The following is a 21,828-nucleotide window of genomic DNA, read 5'->3' on the forward strand; positions in this document are numbered from 1 at the left end:
ACGGCAACAGAGGCTTTAGTTTAATGGAATTAAATACCCCCCAGGAACTGATTGATGATATCCGTCAGGGAAAAATGGTTATCCTCATGGATGACGAAGACCGGGAAAATGAAGGCGATATCCTGATTGCGGCCGAGATGGTGCGCACTGAAGATATCAACTTTATGGCCACCCATGCGCGTGGTTTGATCTGTCTGACGCTGACCCGCGAACGTTGCAAGCAATTGAAATTACCGCTGATGGTACAGTCGAATGGCGCGGCTTTTTCGACTAACTTTACCCTGTCTATTGAAGCGGCTGAAGGTGTTACCACCGGTATCTCTGCGGCGGATCGTGCGCACACGGTTCGTACGGCGGTACGTGAGAGTGCTAAGCCGGAAGATATTGTTCAGCCTGGGCATATTTTCCCATTGATGGCTGATCCCGGCGGTGTTTTGAGTCGTGCCGGTCACACCGAAGCGGGTTGCGATCTGGCTCGGTTGGCGGGTTTGACGCCAGCAGCGGCGATTGTTGAGGTCATGAACGATGACGGCTCTATGGCACGTCGTCCTGATCTGGAAAAATTTGCCCAGAAGCATAACCTGAAAATCGGTACCATTGCCGATCTGATCCACTACCGTACCATCAATGAACATACAGTGGTGCGTGACGGTGAAGGCGTCTTGGCGACCGAGTTTGGCGATTTTAATTATGTGACTTTCCGCGATGAAATTCAGGGTTGTACACATATGGCACTAACGTTGGGAACGATCACTCCGGAAGAGCCAACCCCAGTGCGGGTACATCTGCGGACTGAAGTGTTGCGCGACGTTGTCGGTGCAGCGCCTGAAGAAGAGTTGAAATGGACAATGCGTCGGGCACTGAAAAAAGTGGCGAAGGAAGGCAAAGGTGTAGTGCTGTTGTTGGATACCGGCGTTAGGGTTGATCTGGGCGATGCTCTGAATCAGATGCTTAATACCGGTCAGAAAATCCGTCAGCACAATATCAGTGCGTCAGGGTCTTATCTCACGGTTGGAACCGGCTCTCAGATTCTCCGGGATCTGGGTGTAGGAAAAATGCGGGTGCTCAGTTCACCTATGAAATTTAATGCGATCTCAGGTTTCGATCTGGAGATTGTCGATTACATTGCTTGCGAAGAGTAAAGAATATGTCAGTTCAGTATATTGAAGGTGATTTTCTGACCGGGAATGGTCAATACGCGATTGTTGTCGGTCGTTTTAACAGCTTTGTCGTTGAGAGCTTGTTGGAAGGCGCAATCGATACCTTGAAGCGTCACGGTGTTGCGGCTGAGAATATTCGCGTCGTGCGAGTGCCGGGTGCGTTTGAGATCCCTCTGGCGGTACAGAAAGTGGCTGCACAGAAAAAAGAGGATGCCATTATCGCCCTAGGTGCGGTCATTCGTGGCGGTACGCCGCACTTTGAATATGTCTCTGGTGAGAGTTCTAAAGGTGTGGCTCAGGTCGGTTTGGAATATGGTATTCCCGTGGCAAATGGCATTTTGACCGTTAACTCTATAGAGCAAGCGATTGAGCGTTCCGGCACGAAGGCAGGTAACAAGGGTGTAGAAGCTGCACTGTCTGCGCTGGAAATGGTTAGTTTGCTGCGTCAGCTTGAGGTTTAAGATGAGCGACACTGGTACGCCTAAAAAGCAGAAAAAACCATCTCACACTGAAATGCGTCGTGCGGCCCGTAGCTTTGCTTTACAGGCATTGTATCAATGGGAAATGTCCGGCAACTCGGTGACCGATATTGAACTGCAGTTCCGTATGGATAACGATATGTCCGGTACGGATCTGGATCTGTTCAGTGAGTTGTTGCATGGTGTTCCGGCCAATACTGCCGAGCTGGATCGTGCCTACGAGCCGTTCTTGGATCGAGCGCTGGATGATCTTGATCCTATCGAGCGGGCGGTATTGCGGATCGGTAGTTTTGAACTGATTCACCGTATCGTGGTGCCTTATAAGGTCGTGATCAACGAAAGTGTTGATCTGGCGAAAATCTTTGGCGCCGCTGAAAGTCATAAATACGTTAACGGTATTCTTGATAAGTTGGCTGGCCGGGTACGTATGACTGAGATCAACGCTAAGAAACGCAGTCGTTAATTCGTCTATGATCAACGATGAATTCGAACTGATTCGACGCTATTTCTCTGATCTTGGCGTTGATCAGTCGGGCTCGGTGCAGCTGTCCGTCGGCGATGATTGCGCGGTGGTTGTGCCACCCGCTAATCGGAATCTGGTACTTTCAATCGATACGATGGTTGAGGGTGTCCATTTTTTGGCGGGTACGAGTGGTGATAAAGTTGCTTCTCGGTTGTTCGGTGCGGCACTCAGTGATCTGGCGGCGATGGGAGCCACACCGGCTTTCTTCACCCTTGCGCTGACGTTGCCTAAAACCGATGCGATCTGGCTGCAGGCGTTTAGTGTTCGGTTGGCTGAATTGGCGCGTCAGTATGGCGTGCAATTGGTCGGTGGTGATACGACTCGAGGCCCATTGACGCTGAGTATTCAGGTGCACGGTTGGACCTATCCGGATAAAGCGCTGTTACGCAGCGGTGCACGGCCCGGTGATCGAATCTTTGTGACGGGCACCTTGGGGGATTCAAAAGGCGGACTGGAAAGTCTGTTGAAGAATGTCCACGGCCCGCAAGTGCCCTATCTGCAACACCGTTTCTATAATCCTGAACCCCGTATTGATACCGGACTGTTAATCAGTGAGTTCGCGACCGCGGCGATCGATATTTCTGATGGTCTACTCGCGGATTTGAACCACATGCTTGAGGCGAGCAACGTCGGAGCGATGATCAACCCTGGTGAGTTGCCGGTGTCGGCAGAACTGCACCAGTGGGTGGGTGAAGCTCAGTCGCGGGAGTGGGCGCTGAGCGGCGGCGAAGATTTTGAGCTCTGCTTTACGGCACCCGCACGGCTTGAACCTAAGTTGAATTGGGCGCTCCGCGAACATCGAGTCGGAGTGACCTGCATCGGGCAGATTTCAACCAAGCTCGGCATGCTGTTCTCTGAGGGAGGCCGGGTTTGGCCGGTCGAGCCTCAGGGCTATAATCATTTTACCAACAAGCATAGGGTGTAAATCATGAATCAGGCGCCACCTTCCGTTTGGCGAAATCCGATCCACTTCTTGGCCTTTGGTCTGGGGAGTGGTGCATCACCATGGGCGCCGGGAACGGCCGGTACACTGGCGGCAATTCCGCTCTATCTATTGATCCAGCCACTGGCGCTGCCGTGGTATGCCGCGGTTTTGCTGGTGACCTTTGTGGTGGGGATCTATCTATGCGGCAAAACCTCTGCGGACATGGGTGTGCATGACCATGGCGGTATCGTTTGGGATGAGTTTGTCGGCTACTGGATCACTATGTTTGCAGCGCCTCCAGGGTGGCTATGGATTGTGATCGGTTTTGTTCTATTCCGTCTCTTTGATATCCTCAAGCCTTGGCCGATTAGTTGGGCAGATAAGCAAGTCGCGGGTGGTATGGGTATTATGCTCGATGATGTGTTGGCTGGTGTGATGGCATTGGCGGTACTCCAGTTGTTGGCTATGTTTCTCTAAGTTATCTTTCTGCTGATTTCGTCCTGCCTCTGGTGGGCGAAATCCCTTTTCAGCTTGAATTCAGACACCCCTGATAATCTTTATTGCTCAGTATGAATACCTGCCTGTCGTCCGGCTGTGTTGGCATCGGCGGATAATTCACTGCTGATTACTTCGCTAGAAACAGGCTTGGTAACATAGCGTTGGAGTATTAGCGGCGGCCGTGGTTGCCCTGAGTTAAGGCTGTCTTAAACATAAGACAGGTATTGCAGAACAACCTTATTCGCGTATAGATTGACGCTAGGGAGCCGACGTTAGCAGTGGAGCTATTATGAAAGCTATGATCCAAAAAATTGTATTGTTATTCTTGTTGGCATCAACGCCACTGTACAGCGCCGAGTTAGGCATTAAGATGCTTGATGTGGAGGCCTGTCGGGAGCTGGTGGAAGCGGGTGAAATTCTGTCAATGAGTGAGTTGATGCGGTTGGTGAGCACCCTGTCCGAGGGGAAGATTATCGATACCCAATTGTTACAGCAAGGATCTGTCTATATTTATGAGATGGAGATTGCGGCAAAGGATGGCATGGTCTCAATGCTCTATGTTGATGCGCGCAATGGTATGGTGGTCGATCCGGCTATCCTCGAGACTAAGCAGGAAGGGTGAGTTATGCGTATTTTGTTAGTTGAAGATGATGCTGCGTTAGGGCCTGAATTGAAAACGTCACTGGGCAAACATGGTTATGCAGTGGATCTGGCCGTTAACGGTGTTGATGGTGAGGTCATGGGCAAAGAGGATATCTATGATCTGGTTATTCTCGATCTAGGGTTGCCGGATCGCTCTGGGCTTGAGGTATTACGTAATTGGCGCGCCGGTAAGAACAATATTCCAGTGTTGGTGTTAACGGCCCGCAGTGCATGGCAGGAGCGGGTCGATGGTTTTGATGCTGGCGCAGATGACTATCTGCCTAAGCCGTTTCATACCGAAGAATTACTGGCGCGGATGACAGCCTTGTTACGCCGGGCCAATCAGCAGATCACCTCGCAGCTGGAAGCCTCAGGGCTGACCTTAGATGAGAATACCCAGTCAGTCATACGGGATGGCGCTGAAGTGGCGCTGACCGGCACTGAGTACCGCCTACTGCGTTATATGATGCATAACCCCGGCCGAGTGTTATCGAAGCTGCAGTTGGTCGAGCATATGTATGATGATTGTGCCGAGAACGACAGTAATGTGGTTGAGGCCTATATTAAAATGCTGCGTAAGAAGATTGGCCACGAAATGATTTCGACCAAACGGGGTCAGGGGTACGTGTTCGGAGCTGCCGGTTGAAGTCGATTCAGTCTCGTCTCAATATCAACTTTATTGCGGTAACGCTGATTCTGTTTACCCTGTTTTGGGTCGGGCAAAGTTGGTTTTTGCGGCAGATGGCCTACGATTTTGTTGCTAACCGTCTGTCCAGCGACGCCTATACGGTGCTGCGTGCAGTCGAGATGGATGTCGGTGATGGTTGGCGTATTAATGCCGATAACACCTCATCGGTGTATCAACAACCGATGTCAGGGCATTACTTTCAAGTGTCGGTAGGCGGTGAGTGGTTTTTCTCCCGCTCATTGTGGGATGGCCAGATCCCCACCAAAGCAGGGCTCGATATTGGTCAGGAAAATATTAGCCTGATTCAGCAGAATGATAAACCCACTCTGGTATACGCCAAAACCTTTATGAAACAGGGCCGTGAGATACAGGTGGTACTCGCGGAAGATATCAGTCGTATTGAGGAATCACTGTCTCAACTGGGCTGGTTGCTGGCGGGACTCGGTATCGTTGGATTAATTATACTGCTGGCGCTGCAGATCTTTATTATTCGCCGCGGGTTAGCATCGCTGACCGAGGTTAAAGAGGATGTTCTGCGCCTGAAAACCGGTGATATTCGGCAATTGTCATCCTGCAATACTACTGAAATTGAACCGCTGGTCACCGAGATTAATTATCTGGTACAGAATATGGAGCTGCGCCTGCAGCGTTCTCGCAATGCCGTGGGTAATCTGGCCCATGCGGCGAAAACGCCTCTGACCGTCATCGATCGTCATATTGATACGCTATTGGAGCAAGGCGTGGATGAAGGGTTGAGCATTAAAGAACAGTCTCAGCGTCTGCGGGAGATGATTGAGCGTGAACTGACTCGGGCGCGTATTGCTGGGGCCGCTTTACCGGGGCAGCGAATCTATATCGGTGAGGAGCTGGAAAAATTGACCCGTACGCTCAAAGCGATCTATCGAGAAAAGGCGTTGGTGTTTGAGCTCGATATCAGTGCCAAAAGCTACTTTCCCGGCGAGCGGGATGATTTGGTCGAATTGATGGGTAATCTATTGGATAACGCCAGTAAATGGGCGACCAGTCAGATTCGTATCAAAGCCCATATGGATGATCATTGTCTTGAGCTGATTGTTGAAGATGATGGCCCAGGTATCGCTGCAGATAAGCGAGAACAGCTAATGAATCGAGGGGAACGTCTTGATGAGTCGACCAGTGGTCATGGACTGGGTATGAGCATTATCAGCGAGATTGTACGTCAGTATCAGGGCCGGTTTACGCTCGGCTCTTCCGCACAATTGGGTGGGCTTGAGGTGCAGGTAATGTTACCGCGACAGGTGAATCTTCAGCTGCAAGCGTAAAATTAACCCGCTACACCTTTAATAATCTGTGATTGCCCCCATTACAGGGGTATGTCCCACGCCGTATCACTGCTAAAATAGCCGCCTTATTTTTTCGAAGGAATACCTTAGTGTCAGTCAAGTATGTCGCATCGTCTAAGCTGCCGACCCCTTGGGGGGTTTTTACAATGGTTGGGTTTGAAGACCTAGCTTCGGGGAAAGAGCATGTGGCACTGACCTTTGGTGACCTAAGTACCGGTGAGCCGGTATTGGCGCGTATCCACTCCGAGTGTTTGACCGGGGATGCACTGTTTTCATTGCGTTGTGATTGTGGTTTTCAGCTGCAAGAAGCGATGAAGCGGATCACTGAAGAAGGCTGTGGCGTATTGCTCTATCTGCGTCAAGAAGGCCGCGGTATTGGGCTGCTCAACAAGATTAAAGCGTATCACCTACAAGATGGCGGGGCCGATACAGTTGAAGCTAATGAGCGGCTCGGCTTTGCGGCCGATATGCGCGATTACAGTATGTGTGAAAAGATGTTGGCCCACCTAGGTGTAGACAGCGTTAAGCTGATGACCAACAACCCGCGCAAGGTGAAGGCATTAGAAGAGTATGGTCTAAAAGTTGCCAAGCGAGTGCCGTTGCAGGTAGGTAAAAATCGCCATAATGAGCATTACTTAGCGACCAAGATGGGTAAGCTCGGTCATCTGATGAGTGAATATCACTTTCAGGATGACGGTTCTGTCAAAGAATCAAAAGAATAAAAGAAACCGGCTATTGAAGCCGGTTTTTTTATGCGCCAACGGTTTGATTGACGAGTTGAGTCACGAGTCTTATCAGCGACTAAGACCGCGGCAGCGCTAGATATGGCTTGATGGCCGTCACGATACCTTGGCTGTCGAGGCCGCATTCGGCCAGTTGTTCAGCGCGAGTAGCATGTTCGATCCAACGATCGGGGATGCCAAGACTGAGTAACTTGTTGTTGTATTGCTGCGCATGTAGATACTCACCGACCGCCGCTCCGGCACCTCCTGCTACAATATGATCTTCAAGCGTAATCAGCAGTGGATGGGTTAATACCAGTGCATCGATCAGAGCTTGATCAAGGGGCTTAACAAAGCGCATATCCACCAATGAGAGGTTTAATTGCTCAGCGGCTACTTGGGCTTCCTTCAGCAACGGGCCGAAGTTTAAGATCGCGCCCTGTTCGCCTTGACGTAACAGTTGGGCTTTACCTAACGGCACGCTGATCGGCGTCGTCACGGCGAGGCCAGGGCCTTTGCCGCGAGGATAGCGAACCGCTGCAGGGCCAGCATGCTCATAGCCGGTTTGTAATAGATTACACAGCTCTTGTTCATTCGCCGGGGTCATGATGACCATGCCGGGAATGCAGCGCAGGTAGCTAATATCAAAGCAGCCCGCATGGGTTGCGCCATCTTCACCGACTAATCCGGCGCGGTCGATAGCAAATAAAACATCCAGATGTTGGATTGCAACATCGTGAATCAGTTGGTCGTAACCGCGTTGTAAAAAGGTGGAATAGATCGCCACAATGGGCTTCATCTTGCGATAAGCCATGCCAGCGGCCAGTGTTACTGCATGTTGCTCAGCGATGGCGACATCAAAGAAGCGGTCGCTGAAACGCTGCGAAAATTCAATGAGATCCGAGCCTTCACTCATCGCCGGCGTAATCGCTACGGCACGGCTATCCTGTTCAGCTAGATCACAGATCCAGCGGCCAAAGATATTAGCGTAATTGGTTTTCTTCGCTTTTGGGCTAGGTGTGACTGCCCCCGTTTGGGGGAGCGGCTCTATTTTGGTGATGGCATGATAGCCAACCGGATCTTTTTCGGCGGGCGCAAAGCCTTTGCCTTTAATGGTGGTGATGTGCAGAAACTGTGGCCCAGGGGTGTTTAGCGAGCGTTGCAGGGCGGGTAGCAGTTGGTTGAAATCATGGCCATCTACTGGGCCGTTATAATGGAAATTTAACGCTTCAAAAAGGGATGCTGAGGTAGCGGCCATATTATCTTTTAGATTTTTCGCCAGATAAGTTGCCAGTCCGCCTTCATTGCGCGAGATCGACATGTCGTTGTCATTCAGAATCACCAGCAGGTCGGCATGGGTATGGGCAGCATGATTGAGCGCCTCAAAGGCCATCCCCGCGGTCATGGCGCCATCACCGATAACGGCAACGGTTTTATGGGGCAAACCCTGCAGGCGATCCGCTAATGCCATCCCCAGTGCGGCGCTGATGGAGGTGCTTGAGTGTCCAGTGCCAAAGCTATCGTAGGGGCTTTCATTGATGCGAGGAAAAGGTGCTAAGCCACCTTTCTGACGGATAGTTAACAGTGCTTCTCGGCGACCGGTAAGGATTTTATGGGGATAGCTTTGGTGACCGACATCCCAGATGAGGTGGTCGTTGGGTGTATTGAGCAGGTAGTGTAGGGCAATCGTCAGTTCGATGACGCCTAGTCCGGCACCAAAATGCCCTCCCGTCTGGCCAACCGCAAAGAGCAAAAAGGCGCGCAGCTGTTCGGCGACCTCGGGCAGTTGATCCGCCGTGAGGCACCGTAAATCTGCAGGTGAATTAAGGCTGTCGAGCAGCGGGGTGTCCGGTCGGCTCTCCGGTAGGGCATAAAACATAGTGATCAATACTGGCGCTCAACAATGTAGTCGGCGAGCCAGTGAAGCGGCGCAGCGGCATCTTTAAAGCAGTCGATACTGGCGTGGGCCTGTTCGTTGAGGTGAGTTAGTTTCTGCTTGGCACCGGCCATACCCAAGAGAGCGGGGTAGGTGGACTTCTCATGCAGCAGATCCGAGCCCTGGGGTTTACCCAGTGTTTCGGTATTGCTTTCTATATCGAGAATGTCATCTTTCACCTGAAACGCCAGTCCGATCGCGCGGGAATAGCTATTCAGCGCTTGCAGGTCAGTGGGGGTGGCATGGGTGCTGGATAACGCGCCCATTTCGATGCTGGCATTGATTAGCGCGCCGGTTTTGTGGCGATGCATCAGTTCGAGCTGGGCAAGACTGATCTGCTTGCCTTCATTATCGAGATCGATCGACTGACCGCCCACCATGCCTTGATAGCCACTGTCGCGGGCGAGTATTTGCAGCATGCGCAGGCTGATTTCTGCTGGGAGTGTGTTGTTAGTGGCTAATAACTCGAATGCCAGTGCCTGCAAACCGTCTCCGGCAAGAATCGCGGTGGCTTCATCGAAGGCGATATGGCAGGTAGGTTTGCCGCGGCGTAGCTCATCGTCATCCATCGCCGGTAGATCATCGTGCACCAGTGAATAGCTGTGGATACATTCGATGGCGCAGGCGGCTGCGTCGGCCTGTGCTAACGAGCCATCAAGTAGTTGATTGGCCATATAGACCAGCACGGGACGTACCCGCTTACCACCATTAAACAGTGAGTATTGCATCGCCTGACGCACTTTTTCAGCATCACTTGAGTGGTTTAAAACCGTTTTCAGGTGTTGCTCTACCCGATGCTGGTACTGCTGCAACAAAGGCTTAGCATCCATTGGCTTATTCCTCGGGCAGGATAAAGGGCGCTTCTTTTAACTCCCCATTCTGCTGAATCAGCATCTGCACTTTCTGTTCGGCATCGGCGAGAATCGTTTGACAGTCGCGAGTAAGGCGCACGCCCTGTTCAAAGGTTTGCAGCGATTGCTCTAGCGATAGTTCGCCCTGCTCTAGCTGGTTAACCATGGATTCTAATTCTGCCAGCGATGTTTCAAAATCAGGTGTTTTTTTCTTTGCGCACATAGAGCATACCGTCGGGGATTGGAGCCGTTTTAAAGGCGACAAGTTACCGGACAGGCCGGTCAGGGTCAATGAAGCGAATAAATTGTACTCTAAACAGAGTGATATAGGGGAACCCGGTTAAAATTTTGCTATTATCCGGTTAAAGTTTTACCGCTATGCGGGCGATAACGTGAGACTGGTCAGGCCCTCTCGGCTCTGATGTGTATGTACACGAAGGGGATTTGTGTGGATTTAGCAACGCTGATTGGGTTAATTGGGTCATTAGGTATTGTTATTGCCGCGATGGTACTGGGCGGTGATCCGGGTGTGTTTTTCAACATACCGTCACTGCTGATCGTTATTGGTGGCATGCTGCTAGTGGTCTTGATGAAGTTTACTGTAGGGCAATTTCTTGGCGTTGGCAAAATTGCTGCAAAAGCCTTCCTATATAAGTCAATTAGCCCAGAAGATATTATCACTGAAACCGTTGAGCTGGCAGATGCCGCCCGTAAAGGTGGATTGCTCTCCCTTGAAGATAAAGAGGTGAGCAGCGATTTTATGCAGCGCGGCATTCAGTTGTTGGTGGATGGGCATGATCCGGATATTGTTAAAACATTATTGAATAAAGAGATGAAGCTCACTAATGACCGTCACCAGACGGGTATTAGCGTGTTTAGCTCAATGGGTGATGTCGCCCCGTCCATGGGCATGATCGGGACTCTCGTGGGTCTAGTGCAGATGCTGTCAAACATGTCAGATCCTAAATCAATTGGTCCAGCGATGGCGGTAGCGCTGCTGACGACGCTATATGGTGCGATGGTGGCGACGATGGTGGCGCTACCTATTGCTGATAAGTTGGCGATTCGAAAAGATGAAGAGGCGCTTAATCAGGCGCTGATTATCGATGGCTTGTTGGCGATTCAGGCAGGCCAGAACCCACGGGTTATCGAACAGATGTTGCGTAACTATCTGCCAGAATCGAAACGGGCCGCCGCGGCAGAGCAAGGTTAAAGGGGCAGACACGGATGAGTGACGAAGAACTCGAATGCCCCCCCTGTCCGGCCGGTTTACCTGGCTGGATGGCAACCTTTGCCGATCTCATGTCACTACTGATGTGCTTTTTTGTACTTCTATTGTCTTTCTCTGAGATGGATGTTCTTAAATTCAAGCAGCTGGCTGGGTCTATGCGTGAAGCCTTTGGGGTGCAGAACCAAATTAAAGTCGAGGATATTCCTAAGGGAACCAGTATTATCGCGCAGGAGTTCAGTCCCGGGCGACCAGAGCCAACGCCATTGAATGAAGTGCGGCAGATGACCCTTAATAATAATCTGCAAACCCTTGATGTAAGAACTCAAGAGGGAGAGTCGGAGGTTCGAGAGAAACTCGCAGGTGAGACTGCTGATCAGCTAGAGCAGATGTTAGAGCAGATGGAAGCGCAAGCTGAAGCGCAGGCACAAAAAGAAGCCGTTGAGTTTGCCGCTGCATTACGTCAGGAAATAGGTCAAGGCAGCATTGAGATCGCTACAGAAGGTAAAAAGATTGTAATCCGGGTTAAAGAGAAAGGCTCTTTCGAGTCGGGCTCAGCGGAGTTGAAGTTTGCCTATATTCCGGTGATTGCAAAGATCCGAGATGTTCTGCTGAATGTCGGGGGCAAAGTGGCCATTGAAGGACATACCGATAATATTCCCGTCTCGGGTGGTCGGTATGAATCGAACTGGGGCTTATCCACGGCTCGAGCGTTGGCGGTTGGTCATGAGTTGTTTGCCGATCCGCGGATTGACCAATCTCGCTTCACCATTATTGGTTACGCTGACACTAAACCATTGGCGCCCAATAATACTGCGGAAAATCGAAGTATGAATCGTCGGGTAGAGATCATTATTCAGAAAAGTACTGATCCTGAAGAGCTTGAGAAGCTAGAAACGCAGGAACCTGGAGATCAGGGTTTTGGGCCATTAGCGCCGCAAGATGTGTTTTGATGTTTCAACGGGGTAAGGTTTAGCGCAATCTTCTCTAAGCGTACTGCTTGACGTTGAAAAATAAAAAAACCGATGCCATCACTGACATCGGTTTTTTTGATTCGATACTGACGCTGATTATTTGGCGTTATCAAGCATGTATTGGATCGCGCCTTTGAGTTCGCTTTCTGTACAATCCATACAGGTGCCTTTAGGTGGCATAGCATTAAGGCCATTGGTGGCGCTAACGAGCAGAGCGTCGATGCCTTTAGCTGCACGAGGGGCCCACTGCTCAGCATTGCCAAACAATGGTGCGCCAGCTGCACCGGTCATGTGGCAGGCCATACATTTTGTGTTATATAGCGTTGCGCCATCACGATCAGCCATTGCTGCAATCGGAGTCATTAGCATGGCAGTTACTGCCAGAATCATTGTCTTTTTCATTTCACCATCACCTTATTAGTATCCGTTAATCGCTGCCATTTAATCGGCCCGGAATTTAGTCATCGCAGTGTATGCGTATGACTATAATAATGTAAATACCTTAAATGGTCTTAATCGAAGCTGAATCAATAAAACAGAATGCATCGGGAAAGGGTGGTGAAACGCGGTTGTTAGGGACGAAGGCTCATTGCGTAGGAGGCTTGATTATGTTGATTAGAGGCTTTTAATTGCTGGGTTTTACGTTGCCTGATGTAGCTGTCATAGTGAAACATAACTTGTTCGGCAGGCAGGTCAATGATCGCTTTAATTTGATCGGGGCTATGGCCATCCCGTAGTAGTTGGCCAATTTGGTGTTCAGTTGAGTTCATTGTCATTGTTTCGGTCCTTTTGTCTTTATTAGAGAGTTTCGCTGAAAATTGTGACAAAAATGTTTCTGAAATAGATTAATCCTATTAATAAAGGGGTTTTTGTTGTCGTTTGGGGACAGAATAGTATATGTTCTCTTTAATACTCAAAATGAGACGTCTGTTTGCTTTTGCCTCTACAATAGGTAAATAACGAGTACAAAAAATGCTTACGCGCAGGTGTAATGAGGAGGCAGAAATGGGTAAGGCAACGTTGAGCCCAAGCGGTTCAGATCAAATAAAAAATACACTTTTGGGAGGGGCTATGCCGACTAGTCTGCGTGCCAGTTATGATGCTGATGAATTGGCTCAGAAATTGGGGTTTGTTTCTTTTTCAACTGATTTTCTGATTCGTTGTTACCGGGTCTTTGATGGTGACATTAAATCGGCCATTATTTTTAATGTGATCTCTCTTTGGGCGCTACGCCAGCGTGAAGAGGCTGAAGATAGTCAGCAAGTGGCAGGCTTCTCTTGTAATAATCATTCGATCAGTATTGCTACCGGTATTCCCTATGAAACCGTGCGTCGTAAAGTAAAAGCGATGGTTGAAAATGGTTGGCTTGAATTCAGTGATTCTTCCCATGTGGTGTTGAATTCTGATAAATGGCAAGAAGTGTTAAGTGATGTTGTCGATCCGGAACGCTGTGTTGTCGGTTATGTACGTAGTACCGATGTGACGCCGTCATTTTCCCGTAATGAACGTCGAGGTAGTCCTGCTGATCGTCGTAGCTAAGGGTTACGTCTTTTGATACAGGGGTCGCTATGGCGGCCTTTTTTATTGTGTGTGATTAGCTGATCGAGATCTATCATCCGATGGATATTGATTGCCGAAGATGTGACTTTTAGGTCCAATGGTTCGATGATTGAATGGCGAGATAAAGATAGGAGTTTGTGGTGTCAGACCAGGTATTTGAACAGATTGCCGAAGAACTTTATCAGCAAGGGTATTCTGTGCTTAGCCACGCGCTGCCAGACACGCTTTGCAGGGCGTTAGCGCAAGAGGTTAGGGATTTACCGGCTGAGCGCTTTAGTCGGGCGGGTGTCGGTCGTCAGGAGGCTTACGTCAAAGCCGAAACCATTCGTCGTGATGAGATCTGTTGGATCGACAATACTACCGAAGCGGGGCATGCGTGGCTTGAATGGGCCGATAAACTTCAACAAGCGATTAATCGTCGTCTGTTTTTAGGGCTGTTTTCATTTGAAAGTCATTACGCTCACTATCAGGCGGGTGATTTTTATAAAGTGCATCGGGATGCTTTTCGTGGGCAACAAAACCGTGTGCTGACGCTGGTCGCCTATCTTAATCCTGATTGGCAGGCGGAAGATGGCGGTGAGCTGTTGATCTATCCTGACGAAGGGCACGAGCCTCTCTTGAGCGTATTGCCGGAGTTCGGCACTTTAGTGGTGTTTCTCAGTGAGGAGTTTCCTCATGAAGTGCTGCCGGCACAAACAGACCGATATAGTATTGCCGGTTGGTATCGAATCAATAGTGGCAATAGTCGGCGGGTTGACCCTGCTCGTTGATTGTCTGGTGGCCGAATGCTTTCGCCAAAACGAGATTCGCCAGTATGAGTTTTATGGCGAGGGGCGGTTATTGCCTCTGGCGTGATTAGTGCTCGATTTTGTCTGACGTAGTGATGCTGTTGTTTATCTTTCCGCTTTATTTGATAAGCCGAGCGGATGCGGCAGGGGTATCGAAGCGGCGAGAAATGGTATTACGGTCGGTGGTTGTTTTTTTTGCGGTGATCGTGATTGTGTTGCGTTTTAGTCAGTTTTGGCTGGCGCCTTACATGGAGCGGAATCCTAACCGGATGCAATATCCCTCGGCTGAGTTGGCTGAACAACTGAGACAGCAAGGCTTTAATGGCGGAACCATTATTGGCGATAGTAATCTGAGGGCATCAAATATCGGGCTCTATTTTGATGGTGCGCGGATTTTAAGTCCCAAAACCGAGTTCTTTACCGTAGATAACAATCCACCGTCGGTTGATGGGCAGTGTTTGATTGCTTGGAATGCCAATCGTCGGGATCTGTTACCTAACGTGTTGTCTGAATATTTACGTCGCCAAGGGATTGTCGTTACGGCGGCAAAGCAGCATTATATTAGTGCGCCCTATCAATATACGGATAGAGGTGAACATCGAATTGGTTATATTTTGCTTGGCTCCGAAACTATTTGTAATAACGCGGCGACGGATTAGGGTATTTTTAGCCGTTATTTGGGGTATTTAAGCTTACAACACAGCGGTGGTTGTGTTCATGATATTGGGTCTGATGATATCCGTGTGATTTAACTCGGGTTCAGTGTTGGATTCGGTTATAACATCAAGGCGGGGGTTATGAATCAGGATTCCAGTGAGAGCGCATTTGCTAAACTCACTCAAATTATTCAATCAGCAGCGAAAGCGAATACGGTTGAGGCGCAGATTCAACATATCGTTGATGCGATTAGCGAAACGCTGCTGGTTGAGGTGTGCAGTCTCTATCTCAAACAGCGGGATGAGAGCATGCGGCTGGTGGCTAGTCACGGCTTGGTGCGTAAAAATAGGGTTGTGATACCGGCAAAAAAGGGATTAGCGGGTCATGTGGTGCAGATGCAAAGCGCGATCAATATCATCGAGCCTGATCAGCACCCTGAATATTACTTTGTCGCGAAGTCAAAAGAGGAGCGTTATCACAGTTACTGCGGCGTCCCTTTGGTTTATCGAGCGCAGGTCTATGGTGTTTTGGTGGTGCAAAGCCGCCGTGCAGAGGTTTTACCCTCAGATTATGTTGCATTACTTTCCACGCTAGCAACGCATCTGGCGATGCTGTTGGCCACCTATCCGAAGGAAGTGTTTCCCGGCCGCTCAAAAACAAAACTGTATCAGGGTATTACGGGTGCTCAAGGTGTGGCGATTGGCCGTGCCTTTATGCGTAAGTTGCCTCAGCTTGCCGAGATTCAAAAACTTAAATCCACCGATATGGACGCGGAATATAGCCGCTGGAAGAGCGTTAAAGCTGAAGCAGTGAGTCAGTTGAGGGATGAGCGAAATACGGTTAGCGAGACCCTAGGTGAAGGTCTTGCTTCAGTGCTTGATGCGTATCAGATGTTATTGCAAGACATCACATTCGAACAACGGATCAGTGATGAGATTGCGGCCGGTTTTCAGTTGCCTTGGGCGATAAAACAGTCGGTTGGGTTCTTTGCTGATAAGTTTAAAGCGATGGAAGACCCTTATCTGCGCGAGCGACATGAGGATATTCAACAGTTAGGGGTCAAGCTTTATCAGATCTGGCAGAAAAGTGCCGAACCGGAGATGCCCATCGGTAATGAGCCGTTGATTCTGGTAGGTGATCATATCAGTGTGTCGGATATTGTTAATCTGACCACGGAAAAGCTAGCGGGTATTGTTTGTTTTGCTGGTGGCTCGTTGTCTCACATCGCGGTATTTGCGAATGCGTTGGGTATCCCCGCGGTGATGGGCATCGGCGAAGTACCGATGTTAAATGGCGATCAATTGGTGGTCGACGGTGATGCGGGTCAGGTGATCTGCTCGCCTAGTTTGAGCACACTCAGGGAATATCAACGGACACTATCAGAAAGGCGGGTACTCGAAACCCGCTTGCAGGCTGACAGCCAACTGCCAGCAGTAACCAAAGATGGTGTTCGAATTACTCTGCTAGCCAACTCAGGGCTACAGGCAGACGTCTTGCCTGGCCTAAGATACGGCGCGGAAGGTATCGGTCTGTTTCGTACCGAAGTGCCGTTTATGATTCGTTCTAGTTTGCCCTCGGAAGATGATCAAGAGATTATCTATCGTAATCTGATCAGTCACTATAAAGATAAGCCCGTTTATTTTCGCACTCTGGATATTGGTGCGGATAAACCTCTGTCCTATATGCCGGTGGTCAAAGAGGATAACCCTGCACTGGGTTGGCGTGGTATTCGCTATACGTTGGATAACTTGCCGCTGTTGATAACTCAACTTCGGGCTATTTTAACCGCAGCTGCTGGTAACCCCCAAGTTCACCTGATGTTGCCGATGATCGCCTCAACCGAGCAGTTGGATCAGTGTTTGGCGGTACTGCATGAAGTTCATCAGCAGTTGGTGGATGAGGGTGTGCCGGTGTGTCTGCCGAAGATCGGCATTATGGTCGAGGTGCCCAGTTGTATCGCTTTACTGCCTTTCTGGCGTAAGAAGTTAGATTTCATCTCGATCGGCACCAACGATTTGAGCCAGTATCTATTGGCACTGGACCGAAACAGTCCGCTGGTGGGTAAATGGTACGATCCTTTGCATCCTTCGGTACTGCATGAACTGATGCGTATTGCCACCACGTCTAAGCAATTGAGCTTACCCGTCAGTGTGTGCGGAGAGATGGCTTCGGATCCGGTAGCGGTACTCTTGTTGTTAGGCATGGGTATTCAGCAGTTGAGTATGAGTGCGGCAAAAATTCCTTTGATCAAATGGATTATTAGGGAGGTCACTCAAGCGGAGACAGAAGCGTTACTCGAGCTGGTGTTGCAGCAGGATAATGCGACGGCTATTCGGCAGCTTGGGGAGCAGTTTCTAGCATCGAAACAGTTATTGTTTAATGAAGCCGCGCAACGTTAACCGAGCCTAATGGCTAGCGTTGAAGATGCTAGGGTTCGGCTACTCAGTTGAGAATCTTGATTCGCAAAAGTATTTCGTGCAAAGCATGAGAATAAACGTTATCAAGGGGGATTAGCCCGCTGGAAAAGCGGGCTCGCCCCTCAGTTTATTCGGCCGCAGAGCGGCTAGGAAGCTTAGTATGATGAAGCGTGATGAAGTGCTTACGGCCTCGATTCAGACGTTAGATAATGCTCTGTTCGAGCAGGTCAAAGGGATCAATATTCTTGATGCGGTATCTCCGCAGAATTTTCGCCAAGAGAAACAGGCTTTTTTTGCCTCTAATTTTTCCCAAAGTCCAAACTTTAGTTACGCAACGAGGCCGATCGATTCATTTCGCCTGAAGCGAAATCTGTTTAATTTACCGGTTGACGAGTTGGGCGACGACGATCTGTTCACGCTCTATAGCAGTGTTATTGAATCCTATGTGGATAAAATCGATCAATATAAATCGATCGGCACGCCGGACTTTCTTTATGATTCGTTGCGTTATTACGGGGAGCCGAGTGAGAAAGATAGCCGTAATGCCAACTTTATTTTGCATCTGCCTGATACAGAAGAGAGCAGCGATACGCTGCTCGGTGCGGCGGATATTGTGGCTAACCTTGAAGCGTTTGCACAGCGGGAAAACTATCAATATCAGATTAAACTGGACGATAGCTTGATTGCTAATGCATTGGTGTCGGGCACCACGGTTAAGGTGAATAGCTCGGCATTGATCTCGCCCACCGAGGTCAATGCCTTAGCGCATCACGAGCTAGGCGTACATCTGGTGACGACGCTCAATGCGCGCAGTCAGCCCCTGCGGGTGTTGGCGATGGGCTGTCCGGTTAATACCATGACTCAAGAGGGTCTGGCGATACTGAGTGAATATCTGGCCGGTTTCATGACGCTGCCCCGTTTGAAAGTGTTGGCGCTACGGGTATTGGCGGTTGAGTCGATGATTGAAGAGAACGACTTTAAAAAAACCTTCCTGCTGTTGAAGGAGCAACACCATGTTGGCGATGAGCAAGCTTTCACCATCACCGCACGGGTCTATCGAGGCGGGGGCCTAACTAAAGACTACCTCTATCTACAAGGATTGCATCAGATGCTCAACGCCTACGAAACCCGTGAGGATTTTAGTAATCTGCTGAGTGGTAAGGTGTCGATTGCCCAGTTACCACTAATTACTCGGCTTATCGATAAGGGCTATCTGATTAAGCCTAAGTTGATCAGTCCTGCGATCGCCAATCCGGTTGAAAATGATGTTATTCAGCAGTTCATTACCCACGCGATTAAATAGAGAATATCGCTCTTCTAGCCTATAGTTAAAGCGTTAGCTGGCCGTGATAAAGAGCGCGGCCGATCAACTGAGGCGAGATCATGAAAAGCAAGAGTAAAAACAGCAAGGATAGCGATCAACAGGGACAAAGTAGTGATTATTTTGCCCCCGTCGTGGTCGAAGACGGAGCGCTTTGGGGTACGCAAACGCAACGTTCACTGATCAATTTTAATATCGGTAAGCAGTGTTTTGAGGCCGACTTTATAACCGCATTGGTGGCCATAAAGCGTGCTTGCGCGGTGGTGAATCATCGTGACGGACGCCTATCGGTCGGACATTATGACGCCATTATTCAAGCCTGTGATACATTACTGCAAGGCGAATATCGAGATCAATTTCCGCTAAGGGTTTGGCAAACCGGCTCTGGCACTCAGACCAATATGAACGTCAATGAGGTGATCTGCACGCTGGCAAATCGCTTTCAAGAGAGTATCGAAAAACAGATAGGCGAAACAGGCGAGGCGGTTCACCCTAATGATCACGTCAATATGTCACAGTCATCCAATGATGTGTTCCCTAGCGCGATGCATCTGGTGGCGGCGCAGCAGAGCCATACACTGTTATTACCGGCTATCGATCATCTAATTGGCCGTTTGAAAGAGAAGCAGATCGAATTTGCCGCGGTGCATACGGTTGGTCGTACCCATATGATGGATGCGTTGCCATTGACCATCGGCGCGATGTTATCTGCTTATATCACCCAGCTGACAGAGGCACGAGACGCGGTGAATGACAGTCTAACCGCTATTTATAAATTGGCGATAGGCGGCACCGCGGTGGGATCAGGCAGTAATGCCCCCACAGGATTTGGCACGCAGGTGGCTGAGGTTCTAGCGCAACAGTATGGCTGGCCCTTTAGTGCCCATGATAATCTCTATGCCGCGGTATCGGGAGAGGATGCTTCTCTTCGCTTTAGCGGCGCGTTGAAGCAGTTAGCAGCGGCACTGCTTAAACTAGCCAATGATTTTCGTCTGTTAGGCAGTGGCCCGCGCTGTGGCTTTAATGAGTGGCAGCTACCCGCTAATGAGCCGGGCAGTTCGATTATGCCGGGTAAAGTGAATCCAACTCAATGTGAAGCGTTAAGCATGGTGTGCTTACAGGTGTTTGGTAATGACTTGACCGTCTCAATGGCCGCCTCACAGGGGCAGTTACAGCTGAATACCTATCGACCGGTGATTATTCATAACCTGATGGAAAGCCTTCAGCTGCTCACCGATGCCATGCAATCATTTGCTAACAACTGTGTTGCTGGATTAACGTTGAACACCCCGCAGATTGAACAGCATATGGCGGATAACCTTTCAGTTATCACGCTGCTGGCTCCACAGTTAGGTTACGATGTCGCCTCGGCGATTGTGCATCAGGCGCATCAGGATAACAGCTCACTGGCCGTGGCGGCCGAAGTTTTGGGTTATTACACCCAAGTAGAGTTTGACCGGCTGATGCGGGATGTATTGGATAAACAGTTATAGCCCCTGTTTGCGAATGATAGATGACAGTGTGATGGTCATCTAAAGCTTTGCAGAGGTCTAAAAAATTTATTTAGGTGTATTGACCGACAGTGAAATTAGGCTGATACTCAAACCAATATGAAACAGCAAACGAATACTCTTATTTTAACAGCTAACAGCCCGAATGCATTGCGACGCCGTGCATCGATTACCTGTGTCTGTTGGGGTGCTGAAAGCTGATGACGATCACCGTCTAAGCTCACAAAATTCTAAACAAGCCGCAGGTAGCCCCTGCGGTTTTTTTTGTCTTAAATAAATGATTAATAAGGAATGTTAGGATGGATGACTCATCTGCAAACGATTTATTGGCGAAACAGCGTTACCTGATTCCGATTACCCCACGGCCTGAACTTTGTTTTATGCGAGGAGAGGGGCACTATCTATTTGACCAGCATGACAAACGCTATCTGGATTGGATTCAGGGTTGGGCAGTTAACACCCTAGGGCATAGCCCTGACGTGATGCAGCAAGCATTGATCAAGCAGTCAGCACAACTGATCAACCCGAGTCCTGCTTTTTATAATCAGCCGATGCTCACGTTAGCTGAACTATTGTGTGAAAACTCAGCATTAGATGAGGTTTTTTTTACCAATAGTGGTGCAGAAGCCAATGAAGGTGCGATTAAACTCGCCCGTAAGTGGGGTCAGAAGCACAAAAATGGTGCTTATAAGATCATTACTTTCGACCACAGTTTTCATGGTCGGACCTTGGCCACGATGTCGGCTACGGGAAAAGATGCATTCGCCCCTTTGTTTGAACCTAAGGTCAGTGGTTTTACTAAGGTGGCATACAATGATCTAAGTGCCACCGAGGCCGCCGTTGATGATCAGACAGTGGCTATTATGCTGGAGTTAATTCAGGGGGAAGCCGGCGTAATTCCTGCTGATGCAGAATTCGTTGCTGGGCTGGATGCGCTGTGTAAACAGCATAACCTGTTGTTAATTGTGGATGAAGTACAAACCGGTATTGGTCGTACCGGTAGCTTGTTTGCCTATCAACAGTATCAGGCGCATCCACATATCATGACCTTAGGTAAGGGGTTGGGTGGCGGTGTTCCTATTGCGGCGATGGTGATCGATAAAGCGGTGAGCTGCTTTGAGTACGGCGATCAAGGGGGGACTTTTAATGGTAACCCTTTGATGTGTGCCGTCTCTGGTGCGGTATTGCATGAAGTATTGGCGGACGGTTTTTTGGCCCAAGTTAACCGAGTGAGTGAGTATTTCTGTCAACAACTCGGAGTGCTGGCTAAACGGTTTGGGCTAGGTGCGACCCGAGGAAAAGGTTTGTTGTTGGCAATGAATACCGGCGAGATCTCGGCCCCGCAGATTGTGACATTAGCCAGGGATGCAGGATTACTGCTTAATGCACCTCGAGAGGATTCTCTAAGGTTTATGCCCGCGCTGACTTTGACAGAAAAAGAGGTCGATGACGGGATTGTGATTTTGAACGATGTGTTAACCGCACTGACTTCATCCCAGAAAGAGAGTTAAACGATAAGGTGGAATCTGGCTAGGTCGTCCTAGCTCAGTGGTTTTGCCGGTTATTTCTGGCCGCACTTTGGCGGCCAGAAATTTAAAGCATATCGGCGTCGATCACCTTAATCGC

At 49.5% G+C, this 21,828-nt stretch carries 23 protein-coding genes; 18 read left to right on the forward strand and 5 right to left on the reverse strand.

Features of this window, described 5'->3' with window-relative positions:
• Positions 1 to 23 precede the first annotated feature (23 nt).
• The 9 genes from ribBA (at position 24) to ribA (ending at position 6,959) form a co-directional block, all read left to right on the forward strand.
• Positions 24 to 1,142: a bifunctional 3,4-dihydroxy-2-butanone-4-phosphate synthase/GTP cyclohydrolase II gene (gene ribBA, locus KO512_RS09755; RefSeq protein ID WP_215952157.1), complete on the forward strand. Its 1,119-nt coding sequence runs from the start codon at positions 24 to 26 to the stop codon at positions 1,140 to 1,142.
• A 5-nt stretch (positions 1,143 to 1,147) separates the two neighbouring features.
• Complete coding sequence (gene ribH, locus KO512_RS09760; RefSeq protein ID WP_215952158.1) at positions 1,148 to 1,621, forward strand: 6,7-dimethyl-8-ribityllumazine synthase; 474 nt, start codon at positions 1,148 to 1,150, stop codon at positions 1,619 to 1,621.
• 1 nt (position 1,622) lies between these two features.
• Positions 1,623 to 2,102 (forward strand): transcription antitermination factor NusB, encoded by a 480-nt coding sequence (gene nusB / locus KO512_RS09765; protein WP_215952159.1) that lies wholly within the window; start codon positions 1,623 to 1,625, stop codon positions 2,100 to 2,102.
• Positions 2,103 to 2,109: 7 nt separating this feature from the next.
• Positions 2,110 to 3,087: a thiamine-phosphate kinase gene (gene thiL, locus KO512_RS09770; protein ID WP_252734949.1), complete on the forward strand. Its 978-nt coding sequence runs from the start codon at positions 2,110 to 2,112 to the stop codon at positions 3,085 to 3,087.
• Between the two features lie 3 nt (positions 3,088 to 3,090).
• On the forward strand, positions 3,091 to 3,564 hold the full coding sequence (locus KO512_RS09775) for a phosphatidylglycerophosphatase A family protein (protein ID WP_215952160.1): 474 nt from the start codon (positions 3,091 to 3,093) through the stop codon (positions 3,562 to 3,564).
• 310 nt (positions 3,565 to 3,874) lie between these two features.
• On the forward strand, positions 3,875 to 4,207 hold the full coding sequence (locus KO512_RS09780; protein ID WP_215952161.1) for a PepSY domain-containing protein: 333 nt from the start codon (positions 3,875 to 3,877) through the stop codon (positions 4,205 to 4,207).
• A 3-nt stretch (positions 4,208 to 4,210) separates the two neighbouring features.
• A complete protein-coding gene (locus KO512_RS09785; protein ID WP_215952162.1) occupies positions 4,211 to 4,873 on the forward strand; it encodes a response regulator transcription factor in 663 nt (220 codons plus the stop codon).
• Complete coding sequence (locus KO512_RS09790) at positions 4,870 to 6,216, forward strand: ATP-binding protein (RefSeq protein WP_252734950.1); 1,347 nt, start codon at positions 4,870 to 4,872, stop codon at positions 6,214 to 6,216. The genes KO512_RS09785 and KO512_RS09790 overlap by 4 nt, the downstream gene beginning before the upstream one ends.
• A gap of 110 nt (positions 6,217 to 6,326) precedes the next feature.
• Entirely contained in the window at positions 6,327 to 6,959 is a 633-nt protein-coding gene (gene ribA, locus KO512_RS09795) for a GTP cyclohydrolase II (RefSeq protein ID WP_215952163.1), read from the forward strand.
• Positions 6,960 to 7,038: 79 nt separating this feature from the next.
• On the opposite strand, the gene dxs is transcribed toward ribA, so the two are convergent.
• Genes dxs through KO512_RS09810 form a run of 3 tightly spaced genes read right to left on the reverse strand, consistent with a single transcriptional unit; the run spans position 7,039 to position 9,969 of the window.
• Positions 7,039 to 8,838, reverse strand: a complete 1,800-nt coding sequence (dxs, locus tag KO512_RS09800) for a 1-deoxy-D-xylulose-5-phosphate synthase (protein WP_215952257.1) — start codon at positions 8,836 to 8,838, stop codon at positions 7,039 to 7,041.
• A gap of 5 nt (positions 8,839 to 8,843) precedes the next feature.
• On the reverse strand, positions 8,844 to 9,725 hold the full coding sequence (locus KO512_RS09805; protein ID WP_215952164.1) for a polyprenyl synthetase family protein: 882 nt from the start codon (positions 9,723 to 9,725) through the stop codon (positions 8,844 to 8,846).
• A 4-nt stretch (positions 9,726 to 9,729) separates the two neighbouring features.
• A complete protein-coding gene (locus KO512_RS09810; RefSeq protein WP_215952165.1) occupies positions 9,730 to 9,969 on the reverse strand; it encodes an exodeoxyribonuclease VII small subunit in 240 nt (79 codons plus the stop codon).
• 225 nt (positions 9,970 to 10,194) lie between these two features.
• Between KO512_RS09810 and pomA the strand changes: the two genes are divergently transcribed.
• Both pomA and KO512_RS09820 read left to right on the forward strand, forming a co-directional pair.
• Positions 10,195 to 10,959, forward strand: a complete 765-nt coding sequence (gene pomA, locus KO512_RS09815) for a flagellar motor protein PomA (protein ID WP_215952166.1) — start codon at positions 10,195 to 10,197, stop codon at positions 10,957 to 10,959.
• A gap of 14 nt (positions 10,960 to 10,973) precedes the next feature.
• Positions 10,974 to 11,927, forward strand: a complete 954-nt coding sequence (locus KO512_RS09820; RefSeq protein WP_215952167.1) for a flagellar motor protein MotB — start codon at positions 10,974 to 10,976, stop codon at positions 11,925 to 11,927.
• A gap of 117 nt (positions 11,928 to 12,044) precedes the next feature.
• Here the strand turns inward: KO512_RS09820 and KO512_RS09825 are convergent, their stop codons facing one another.
• On the reverse strand, positions 12,045 to 12,350 hold the full coding sequence (locus KO512_RS09825) for a c-type cytochrome (protein WP_215952168.1): 306 nt from the start codon (positions 12,348 to 12,350) through the stop codon (positions 12,045 to 12,047).
• Between the two features lie 170 nt (positions 12,351 to 12,520).
• The gene (locus tag KO512_RS09830; RefSeq protein WP_215952169.1) at positions 12,521 to 12,724 is read right to left on the reverse strand and encodes a hypothetical protein; all 204 of its coding nucleotides are present in this window, start codon (positions 12,722 to 12,724) and stop codon (positions 12,521 to 12,523) included.
• Positions 12,725 to 13,019: 295 nt separating this feature from the next.
• Here KO512_RS09830 and KO512_RS09835 point away from each other — a divergent pair, with 295 nt between their 5' ends.
• The 7 genes from KO512_RS09835 (at position 13,020) to KO512_RS09865 (ending at position 21,713) form a co-directional block, all read left to right on the forward strand.
• The gene (locus tag KO512_RS09835; RefSeq protein WP_215952170.1) at positions 13,020 to 13,487 is read left to right on the forward strand and encodes a hypothetical protein; all 468 of its coding nucleotides are present in this window, start codon (positions 13,020 to 13,022) and stop codon (positions 13,485 to 13,487) included.
• A 161-nt stretch (positions 13,488 to 13,648) separates the two neighbouring features.
• Positions 13,649 to 14,278 (forward strand): 2OG-Fe(II) oxygenase, encoded by a 630-nt coding sequence (locus KO512_RS09840; RefSeq protein WP_215952171.1) that lies wholly within the window; start codon positions 13,649 to 13,651, stop codon positions 14,276 to 14,278.
• Between the two features lie 98 nt (positions 14,279 to 14,376).
• Positions 14,377 to 14,955 (forward strand): hypothetical protein, encoded by a 579-nt coding sequence (locus tag KO512_RS09845; protein ID WP_215952172.1) that lies wholly within the window; start codon positions 14,377 to 14,379, stop codon positions 14,953 to 14,955.
• Positions 14,956 to 15,093: 138 nt separating this feature from the next.
• Positions 15,094 to 17,352, forward strand: a complete 2,259-nt coding sequence (ptsP, locus tag KO512_RS09850) for a phosphoenolpyruvate--protein phosphotransferase (RefSeq protein ID WP_215952173.1) — start codon at positions 15,094 to 15,096, stop codon at positions 17,350 to 17,352.
• Positions 17,353 to 17,530: 178 nt separating this feature from the next.
• Entirely contained in the window at positions 17,531 to 18,673 is a 1,143-nt protein-coding gene (locus KO512_RS09855) for a flavohemoglobin expression-modulating QEGLA motif protein (protein WP_215952174.1), read from the forward strand.
• An 80-nt stretch (positions 18,674 to 18,753) separates the two neighbouring features.
• On the forward strand, positions 18,754 to 20,184 hold the full coding sequence (locus KO512_RS09860) for a class II fumarate hydratase (RefSeq protein ID WP_215952175.1): 1,431 nt from the start codon (positions 18,754 to 18,756) through the stop codon (positions 20,182 to 20,184).
• Between the two features lie 317 nt (positions 20,185 to 20,501).
• Positions 20,502 to 21,713: an acetylornithine transaminase gene (locus KO512_RS09865; RefSeq protein WP_215952176.1), complete on the forward strand. Its 1,212-nt coding sequence runs from the start codon at positions 20,502 to 20,504 to the stop codon at positions 21,711 to 21,713.
• The last annotated feature ends 115 nt before the right edge of the window (positions 21,714 to 21,828 follow it).

This window comes from Amphritea atlantica, assembly GCF_018860855.1.
Lineage (GTDB): Bacteria > Pseudomonadota > Gammaproteobacteria > Pseudomonadales > Balneatricaceae > Amphritea > Amphritea atlantica_A.

Bases quoted from the DNA above. Each gene is read 5' to 3' on its own strand.
- thiL (WP_252734949.1), top strand. From the start codon at position 2,110: ATGATCAACGATGAATTCGAACTGATTCGACGCTATTTCTCTGATCTT.
- KO512_RS09785 (WP_215952162.1), top strand. From the start codon at position 4,211: ATGCGTATTTTGTTAGTTGAAGATGATGCTGCGTTAGGGCCTGAATTG.
- ribBA (WP_215952157.1), top strand. From the start codon at position 24: ATGGAATTAAATACCCCCCAGGAACTGATTGATGATATCCGTCAGGGA.
- KO512_RS09860 (WP_215952175.1), top strand. From the start codon at position 18,754: ATGAAAAGCAAGAGTAAAAACAGCAAGGATAGCGATCAACAGGGACAA.
- KO512_RS09775 (WP_215952160.1), top strand. From the start codon at position 3,091: ATGAATCAGGCGCCACCTTCCGTTTGGCGAAATCCGATCCACTTCTTG.
- KO512_RS09780 (WP_215952161.1), top strand. From the start codon at position 3,875: ATGAAAGCTATGATCCAAAAAATTGTATTGTTATTCTTGTTGGCATCA.
- KO512_RS09825 (WP_215952168.1), bottom strand. From the start codon at position 12,350: ATGAAAAAGACAATGATTCTGGCAGTAACTGCCATGCTAATGACTCCG.
- KO512_RS09805 (WP_215952164.1), bottom strand. From the start codon at position 9,725: ATGGATGCTAAGCCTTTGTTGCAGCAGTACCAGCATCGGGTAGAGCAA.
- nusB (WP_215952159.1), top strand. From the start codon at position 1,623: ATGAGCGACACTGGTACGCCTAAAAAGCAGAAAAAACCATCTCACACT.
- KO512_RS09810 (WP_215952165.1), bottom strand. From the start codon at position 9,969: ATGTGCGCAAAGAAAAAAACACCTGATTTTGAAACATCGCTGGCAGAA.
- KO512_RS09865 (WP_215952176.1), top strand. From the start codon at position 20,502: ATGGATGACTCATCTGCAAACGATTTATTGGCGAAACAGCGTTACCTG.
- KO512_RS09835 (WP_215952170.1), top strand. From the start codon at position 13,020: ATGCCGACTAGTCTGCGTGCCAGTTATGATGCTGATGAATTGGCTCAG.
- ribH (WP_215952158.1), top strand. From the start codon at position 1,148: ATGTCAGTTCAGTATATTGAAGGTGATTTTCTGACCGGGAATGGTCAA.
- dxs (WP_215952257.1), bottom strand. From the start codon at position 8,838: ATGTTTTATGCCCTACCGGAGAGCCGACCGGACACCCCGCTGCTCGAC.
- KO512_RS09830 (WP_215952169.1), bottom strand. From the start codon at position 12,724: ATGACAATGAACTCAACTGAACACCAAATTGGCCAACTACTACGGGAT.
- ptsP (WP_215952173.1), top strand. From the start codon at position 15,094: ATGAATCAGGATTCCAGTGAGAGCGCATTTGCTAAACTCACTCAAATT.
- KO512_RS09820 (WP_215952167.1), top strand. From the start codon at position 10,974: ATGAGTGACGAAGAACTCGAATGCCCCCCCTGTCCGGCCGGTTTACCT.
- KO512_RS09855 (WP_215952174.1), top strand. From the start codon at position 17,531: ATGATGAAGCGTGATGAAGTGCTTACGGCCTCGATTCAGACGTTAGAT.